The organism is Phenylobacterium sp. (assembly GCF_037138395.1).
Classification (GTDB): domain Bacteria; phylum Pseudomonadota; class Alphaproteobacteria; order Caulobacterales; family Caulobacteraceae; genus Phenylobacterium.
This window is the reverse complement of the sequence record NZ_JBAXIM010000146.1, coordinates 1-6264: the sequence shown is the minus strand read 5'-3', so window position 1 is coordinate 6264 and position 6264 is coordinate 1. Positions and strand designations below refer to the sequence as shown.

Here is a 6264-nt window from a genome sequence, read left to right as displayed (position 1 = left end):
TCCCAGGACAGTGAACAGGTCATGCTGCCTCCACATCACCCCCTTGGGCATGCCGGTGGTCCCGCCAGTATAGAGCAGGAGGAGGTTGTCCCCGGATCGACCCCAGGGCGACCTTGTCGGCCGGGAAGTTGAAGGCTTCCCTGTGATGGATTCATAGTCGTCAGCCCAGGCGGGAACCGCGTGCCCAGGCTCGGCGACTGCGATCCACAGCTTGACCTTGGGCAGCCGGTCCCGGATCGCCTCGAGGGTCCCCGTAAACCCCGCGTGGAAGACCACAACCTCTGCGTCGGCATTGTCGAAGAGGTAGACCAGTTCGTCGCCGCCATAACGGTAGTTGGTGTTGATCGGCGCAATTCCAGCCTTGAAGGCGGCGAAGTAGACCTCGAGGTACTCCGGTCCATTGCAGAGATAGGCGGCGACCTTTGCTTCGGGGCTGACGCTTCCGGCGATCAGGTGTGCGGCGAGGGCGTCTGCACGGGCGTCGAACCCGCTCCAGGTCACAACCCGGCTCCCCTGGATCAGGGCGGGACGGTCAGGAGTCTTGCGGGCGATGGCCTCCCAGACGTCGGCGATCTTCCAGTCCGTCATGTCTTCCTCCCTCGACCCGTCCCGGAGCGATTGAGGGCTTGGGACGCTGAGGAAGTCAACGGGGCCAGGGAAGGCTCAGAGCGGTATCACCCGCTCCGGATATCCCGACCACGTCCACGCCATAGAGGGCCGCGAGACCCCGAGCATGACACCGCCAAGGGTCGGGGGATGGATCCAGACCTGGTCTGGGTTCAGGCTCGGGGGCCGCCCTTCGGGCCGGTCGATGGTCACCCCGCCGACCGGTATCGCGGCTTCTATGACCGTGAGGTCCGGGGCCTCGGCAAAGCCCATGTAGAAGCTTGCGCCCTCTCGGGAGTGATACCGCCCCATGGTCTTGGTCGGGTCGATCGGAGTGATCACTTCGAACCGGTGCAGCTGGCCGGGCCTGAACAGGGTCAGGACGCCGGTATAGCCGAACAGCTCCGAGGTGATGGTTGTGAAACCTGTCTCATCCAGGCCGAAGGCGTCGCGAATCTTGGCCACGGCACCGGCCTGGTCCGCCGCCAGGACCGTCGCCTCATAGAGGAAGTCCAGGCGACCGGCAGGCTCTCTCTCCCCCTCTGGCGACACGACGAAGCGTATGGGTGCCCCCTCGATCTCAAGTTCGACGTGGTAACGGTCGCCCTCGGCCTCGACGCGGGCGCCCGCGGACCTTGCGATCCTCGCGGCGGCGGCGGGGTCCGTTGACGCCGCACCGGCCGCCCAGACGTGTGCCCGGCCCCGTCGCGCCAGGGCGTCAGCCACCGGCCCGGTTCCGTCAGGTTGGAGGAACTCGATGTCGGAACGGCCAGCCCGGACCACCGTCCGGACGGCCCCAAGCTCCGGAACGGAGTCGCGCCGCACCTCTTCTGCGCCGAGGACACGCTTCCAGGCGCTCACGCCAGCCGCGGCGTCCGGCGTTGCAACCAGCAGTCTGTCGACTTCCGTGAGCATGGGTCATCGATCCGGGTGGAGGATGTTGAGGGGAACGCTTCGATTCGGGGTCTCGACGATCCGAACGTGTTCCCGGCCCAGCTCCCGGGCGTGCCGGCAGCCACAGGAATGGGCGATCATGTCGATCTCTCGGTTCAGGCTGCGAACATAGTTCGCGACGCGCTCGGCCTTATCTTCGACGACCAGGCCGCGCTGGAGCCGGCGATTATGGGTCGCGACTCCGGTCGGGCAGGTGTTTGTGTGGCACCTCATGGCCTGGATGCAGCCCAGGGCGAACATGAAGCCCCGGGCGGAGTGGACAAAGTCGGCCCCGGTGCACAGGGCCCAGGCGACTTTTGCCGGGGTCACGAGCTTGCCCGAGGCAATCACCCGGACCCGATCCTTCAGGCCCGCGCTCCTCAAGGCGTCGACGGCGATCGGCAGGGCCTCTGCAATCGGCAGGGCCATGTGGTCCATCAGGGTCTGGGGGGCTGCGCCCGTGCCGCCCTCTCCGCCGTCTATGGTGAGAAAGTCCGGGGCGTCCTGGGCGCCCCGGCGGGCCAGGGCTTCGCAAAGATCGATCATGAAGCGGTCGTCGCCCAAGGCTGTCTTCACCCCGACGGGACGACCCGTCAGGTCGCGAAGGCTGCAGATCCTGTCCAGCAACTGGTCGACATTGGCGATGTCCGGGTGCCGGTTGGGGCTGATCGAGTCCCGGCCCTCCGGAATCCCCCGGATCCGGGCGATCTCTGCGGTGACCTTGGCGCCTGGCAGGACCCCGCCCTTGCCGGGCTTGGCGCCCTGGCTAAGCTTGATCTCGAAGGCCCTGACCGAGCGGGCGATCTCCCTTGCCTTGTCGTTCGAGAAGGCGCCATCGGGATCGCGCACCCCGTACCGTGCGGTGCCGATCTGCATGATCAGGTCGCAGTTCCCCTCGAGGTGATAGGGAGACAGGCCGCCCTCGCCGGTATCCATCCAGCATCCGGCCATGCCAGCGCCCCGGGAAAGCGCCTGGACAGCGGGCTGGGAGATAGCGCCAAAGCTCATCGCGGAGACGTTCACCACCGACCTGGCGAGGAAGGGCTGGTCACAGGCACCTTCCCCGATCGCCAGGGGCGGTGTTGGGAGCCTGTCTTCCTCGAGGACCGGAAAGGGATGATTGATGAACAACACGGTACCCGGCTCCCGCCGGTCATTTGTCGAGCCGAAACCGATGGCACCGCCCTCGTTCTTGGCCTCTCTATAGACCCAGGACCGCGTGGCGCGGTTGAAGGGCAACTCCTCCCGGTCCCCGGCGAAGAAGTATTGGCGGAAATACTCCCCGAGTTGCTCCAGGCCGTAGCGGAAGTGGCCTATGATCGGGAAATTCCTGAGGACCGAGTGCCTCTGCTGCGTCAGGTCGTAGACCAAGACGCCACCCAGGAGGATCGCCAGACCGAAGCCGAGGACAAGCCCAAGGCTCTGGGTCAAGACATCTGAAACAGGGCCCATGGCCGCTCCCAGGTCAGGATTCTACGGTCGAAATATTCTGTTCGAAGTCCTTCAGGATATCCAGGACCTCGTCAATGGGCGCCGCCAGGGATCGGGCGTCCGGGAAGCGGTAGCGCCAGAAACTGGTGATATGCGAGATGACGCCGATGCGCTCTCCCAGCATCAGGAACATCTTCGGTGCACGCAGAAGGAAGTTCCGGAAGGCGAGGGGCTTGCCGTTCTTTGTGAGGTCGGCAAAGGCCCTGTCGTAAACGTCGAGAGCCTCGGTCACTTCCCGGCGCTTGAAGTCCACGGTCTCCACAAGGCGACGGCGCGTCCTGTCGATGTAGGCCATTAGCTCTGGGTCCTTGTGTCCGGTCACCCGGATCTGGGGCATTTCCCTCAGGACGTCGACGAGTTTTGGCCACAGATCATTCAGCACCCACTTGTAATAGAGAAAACCTTTCCAGCTGAAGACGCCTTCTTTATAGTCTTCACCCTCTAACCTCAAAGCTATTCTTAGAGGTTCGAGATGTTCGTTGATTTCAGTCGAAAGTAGGACTTGGACAAGTTTGCTCGAATAGCTCGAACCTTGTCCAGAGGATGCATAGGTCAGGCGGATCAGGTTGTTGATCTCCCCCGCCACAAAATCCTGCATGCGCGCGAGGTCGGCTTCGGAAATCGCAAAGTAGCAGGAGCCTATCGAGACGCCGCGCCGGGCTAGGTGCTCGCGCAGCAGGAAGGGGTCCAGCGAAGGGATCTCATCGATAATGGTGAGGACGCGGATGTCGCGTTCCACATTGGACGAGTCTCCCGCCATTTCGCGGACGATATCGCGCCATCCCCGCTGGCCGACGAAGAAGGATCTTCCGCCCATCCTGAGGTCGGATCGCTCGAAGGGAATGATGATCTTGGTCGAATTTTGGCGCTCATCGTCGAAGACAAACCGCTCATCCATCCGGATACGATGCTTCAGGACGAGGCACTCGTTCAGCAGCGGCGTCGTGAAAAAGGGCTTGTTGAGGTAGTCGGGATTGGCCTTGTGCGAATTGGCTATGGCAACGAGGTTGAGAACACGACTGGTCGACGCTGTTCTCTGGAGGGCCCCGAGATTGCGCACAGAACGGTCTGTGGTCGCCTGCCGCATACCTTTGCCACTCCTGATAACCAGATCCGCTGTCACCCGGTCGGAAACTGACGATTTTTCGTCAATGTTGGGGCCGAGATTCGAGCAAATCCTATCGACTCAGGATCAACCCTCACCCCCCAGACTGTATTCAAAATCCCTAACAATCTCTAACAGTTCATCCGTCGGGACCTTCTCTACGACACCCTGCGGAAACCGGAAGCGCCAATAACTGGCGACGTGCGAGAGGGCACCGATCCGCTCGCCCAGCAGGACGAACATTTCCGGGGTGCGCTTCATGAAGTTCGAGAAGGCCAGGGGTTTGCCATTTCGGGTCAGGTCATTGAAGGCCGCCTCATAGACCCGGATCGCCCCGACAACCTCCTCCAGAACCACATTGACGCGGTCTGCCAGACGTCGACGCGCTGCGTCCAGCATCCTCTCCATCTCCCGATCCCTGAAGCCACTGACCTTCATGGTCAGGATTTCCCGGAGGAAGGGCGCCAACTGCGGCCTGAGGTCGCTCAGCACCCACTGGTAGTAGAGAAACCCCTTCCAGGCGAAGACGCCTTCCTCGAAATCATCGGGATCGAGACGCAGGGCCGACCTTATAGGCTGGATGGACTCCCCCTGCACGGGCGAGAGCAACATTCTGATTATGCGGTTTGACCAACTTGATCCGTCGACCCGGTTCCTGTGGGAGACATCGAGCAGGACCTCGATCTGCTTTCCGACGAAACTGTACATCTGCGCAATGTCGGCTTCGGAAATGTTGAAGTAGAACGTAGAGATATCCACCCCGCGCCGCCGCATCTGCTCCCGGACCAGAAAGGGATCCAGCGAGGGCAATTCGCTCAGGGACTGGAGGACATGGATGTCCCGCTCCGGATTTCGATAGGCGCCGCAGATGTCGTCGACGACATCCCGCCAACCCTTCTGCTCGACCATGAAAGATCGTCCACCGATCTTCAGGTCGGTCCGCTCGAAGGGAAGGATCACCTTTGTCCCGGTAACCCTGTCTTTCGGCAACACTCCGACCTCGTCGGAACGGATGCGGTGTTTCAGGATGAGACTCTCGTTGAGCCGTGGCGAGGTGAAGAACGGTCTTTCGATATAGTCCGTCTCATTCCGGTACAGGGCCGAGACCGACAGAAGGTTCAGGACCCGGGCGGTGGACGCCGACCTTTCAAGCAGGGCGAGGTCGCGGACGGTGCGGTCGACATTGTTGGACTTGCGCATCCCGGACATCAATACCCCTGACCCTCAAGTGACTAGGGTCCCCGCGGCGGGTTAACAAATTCCCGTCGCTCGCCTGGCGCGGCTCCGGCGGCTTGACCGGATCCTCGTGATTTCGCTTACCAGCTAGCAATTTCTGCGCCACTTTTCCTCACGAAGGCTCTGAGCCCCCGTGATCCCAGCGTAGCTTGTGTCTTTTGTCTGGAAGGATTGGAGGCCTGACCGAGAATCGAACTCGGGTGCACGGATTTGCAGTCCGCTGCGTAACCACTCCGCCATCAGGCCGCGCCGGTCCGCACCGGGCTCACGGATCGCTAACAGAAGGCGGGTGCGGGGGCAATCAGGGAAGCCGCACTGCATTGCCTTGCCGTTGTGCGTCGCACTATAAGCCCCAAAGCCTCGAAGTGATCCTTATCCTCCCGACTGGAGACATCATGGGCGACACTGCCGAAGCCCGCCTGAATATGGTGGAAAGCCAGGTCCGGACGGCGGACGTGACTGACCTGCGGATACAGGACGCCATGCGCCGGATCCCGCGGGAGTCCTTTCTGCCCGCGGACAGGGCCTTCCTAGCCTATGCCGACGTGGAGCCCGAGTATGCGCCGGGGCGGCGTCTGCTCCGGCCCCGGGATGTCGCCAAGCTCGTGCAACTGGCGGCGCCGGTCGCCGGCGAGTCGGCTCTCGCCATAGCCGCACCCTATGCCGCCGCCCTGTTGGAGGCCTGCGATGTCACGGTGGTCCGTCATGACGGGGATCCGGCTGGCGCGCTTCCGGCGGGTCCCTTCGATATCCTGGTCTGCGAGGGGGCCGTTGTCCGGGCACCGGAGGCCTGGCTGGCCCTGCTTGGGCCGGGTGGCCGGGCGGTGGTGATCGAGCGCAACGGCCCCGCGGGCCGCGCAATCGTCCATGTTCGGACACCCGAAGCGATCGGT

Annotated in this window: 6 protein-coding genes and 1 tRNA gene; 1 reads left to right on the top strand and 6 read right to left on the bottom strand. The window is 62.9% G+C overall.

Going from position 1 to position 6264, the window contains the following annotated elements; all coding sequences use genetic code 11:
- The 6 genes from WCJ52_RS10785 to WCJ52_RS10760 form a co-directional block, all read right to left on the bottom strand.
- Positions 1–588: AMP-binding protein (locus tag WCJ52_RS10785; protein WP_336903313.1), on the bottom strand; the 588-nt coding region annotated here is incomplete at its 3' end.
- Positions 589–663: 75 nt separating this feature from the next.
- On the bottom strand, positions 664–1521 hold the full coding sequence (locus WCJ52_RS10780; protein ID WP_336903312.1) for a VOC family protein: 858 nt from the start codon (positions 1519–1521) through the stop codon (positions 664–666).
- A gap of 3 nt (positions 1522–1524) precedes the next feature.
- Positions 1525–2991, bottom strand: a complete 1467-nt coding sequence (locus WCJ52_RS10775) for an FMN-binding glutamate synthase family protein (protein WP_336903311.1) — start codon at positions 2989–2991, stop codon at positions 1525–1527.
- Positions 2992–3004: 13 nt separating this feature from the next.
- Positions 3005–4117 (bottom strand): hypothetical protein, encoded by a 1113-nt coding sequence (locus WCJ52_RS10770; RefSeq protein WP_336903310.1) that lies wholly within the window; start codon positions 4115–4117, stop codon positions 3005–3007.
- 105 nt (positions 4118–4222) lie between these two features.
- Positions 4223–5344, bottom strand: a complete 1122-nt coding sequence (locus WCJ52_RS10765) for a hypothetical protein (protein WP_336903309.1) — start codon at positions 5342–5344, stop codon at positions 4223–4225.
- 199 nt (positions 5345–5543) lie between these two features.
- Positions 5544–5617 (bottom strand) — tRNA-Cys (locus WCJ52_RS10760).
- Positions 5618–5766: 149 nt separating this feature from the next.
- Here WCJ52_RS10760 and WCJ52_RS10755 point away from each other — a divergent pair.
- The coding region (locus tag WCJ52_RS10755; RefSeq protein WP_336903308.1) for a protein-L-isoaspartate O-methyltransferase at positions 5767–6264 on the top strand (498 nt) is incomplete at its 3' end.

Coding starts and splice junctions, on each gene's coding strand:
- WCJ52_RS10780 (WP_336903312.1), bottom strand. CDS start 1,521: ATGCTCACGGAAGTCGACAGACTGCTGGTTGCAACGCCGGACGCCGCG.
- WCJ52_RS10775 (WP_336903311.1), bottom strand. CDS start 2,991: ATGGGCCCTGTTTCAGATGTCTTGACCCAGAGCCTTGGGCTTGTCCTC.
- WCJ52_RS10770 (WP_336903310.1), bottom strand. CDS start 4,117: ATGCGGCAGGCGACCACAGACCGTTCTGTGCGCAATCTCGGGGCCCTC.
- WCJ52_RS10765 (WP_336903309.1), bottom strand. CDS start 5,344: ATGTCCGGGATGCGCAAGTCCAACAATGTCGACCGCACCGTCCGCGAC.